The sequence below is a fragment of the Mesorhizobium sp. M1A.F.Ca.IN.022.07.1.1 genome (assembly GCF_003997575.1).
GTDB lineage: Bacteria > Pseudomonadota > Alphaproteobacteria > Rhizobiales > Rhizobiaceae > Mesorhizobium.
On the sequence record NZ_RZST01000618.1, the window covers coordinates 1 to 1,398 of the forward strand.

General features: G+C 64.5%; 2 protein-coding genes. Both read right to left on the bottom strand.

What is annotated here, in order from left to right; translation table 11 throughout:
* A partial coding sequence (locus tag EOA75_RS32805) for an ABC transporter ATP-binding protein (protein WP_164747751.1) occupies positions 1 to 784 on the bottom strand: 784 nt, incomplete at its 3' end.
* Positions 784 to 1,398, bottom strand: a 615-nt coding sequence (locus EOA75_RS32810; RefSeq protein ID WP_164747752.1) for an ABC transporter ATP-binding protein, incomplete at its 5' end; no start/stop codon positions are given. The genes EOA75_RS32810 and EOA75_RS32805, both read right to left, overlap by 1 nt.

Below are 1,398 nucleotides of genomic sequence, written 5' to 3' on the forward strand. Positions count from 1 at the left end.
ATTCGAAACTCATCGGCGCCATCACCGCGCGGTCGTCGACCAGCGTGCCGTCGATGAGGTTCATCGGCGGCGAGCCGACGAAGCTTGCGACATAGGTATCGCGGGGATTGTTGTAGATCTCCTGCGGCGTGCCGGTCTGCACGATGCGGCCATGGTTCAGCACGCCGACCTTGTCGCCCATCGACATCGCTTCGATCTGGTCGTGGGTGACGAACAGGAAGGTGGCACCGAGCTGCATCTGCAGGTTCTTCAACTCCGTGCGCAGCGCCTCGCGTAGCTTGGCGTCGAGCGCCGACAGCGGCTCGTCCATCAGGAACACGCGTGGTTTGCGCACGATCGCGCGGCCGATCGAGACGCGCTGCATCTCGCCACCGGAGAGCCGGTCGGTCTTGCGGTCGAGCAGATGCTCGATGCGCAGCGTGCGGGCGGCGCGCGCGACGCGGTCCTTGATCTCGGCATCCGGCAGCCGGCGAATCTTTGGCCTCAGCGGAAACTCGAGATTCTGCCGCACCGTGTAGCGCGGATAGAGCGAATATTGCTGCAGCACCAAGGCCACGTCGCGCTCGGCCGCGCTCCAGTCGGCGACGTCGACGCCGTCGATGAAGACCTGGCCCTCGGTCGGTTTCTCGAGGCCGGCGATCATCCGGAGCGTCGTCGTCTTGCCGGCGCCGGTTTCGCCCAAAAGCACGAAGAACTCGCCATCGGCGATATTGAGGTTGAGACCCGTCAGCGCGGTATGGCCGCCGAACTTCTTGGTGATGTTCTTCAGTTCGATATGGGCCATTACAGCCTTACTCCCAGCGACTTGCCGCTTGCCGTGTCGAAGAAATGCGCCTGTTCCGGGTCGATGCGGGCATGAACCTTCTCGCCCGGACCCGACACGTAGCCTGCCTTGGTGCGGGCGCGCAGCATCTTGGAGCCGACCTTGAGGTCGACAATGTCGAAGGAGCCGAGCGGCTCGATGATCTGCGCTTCGACCGGCACGTAGCCGGGAGCGGCATCATGCCGGACGAGCACGCCTTCCGGACGGATGCCGAGCGTCAAGCCACCATTGGAATGCCCGTTCAGCCTGGACAGGAGCTCGCGCGGGAACTCGAAACCCGCCGGCGCACCGCCGACGGTGACGGAGGCCGCGCCGGCCAGATCGGCGACGCTCGCCTCGGCGATGTTCATCACCGGGCTGCCGACGAATTGCGCCACGAACAGGTTTGCCGGATGCGAGTAGACCTCGTCCGGCGTGCCGACCTGCTGGATGAAGCCCTCATGCATGATGACGATGCGGTCGGCCAGACTCATCGCCTCGATCTGGTCGTGGGTGACATAGATCGTGGTCGATCCCTGCTTGATGTGCAGCCGCTTGATCTCGGCCCGCATTTCCTCGCGCAGCTTGGCGTCCAG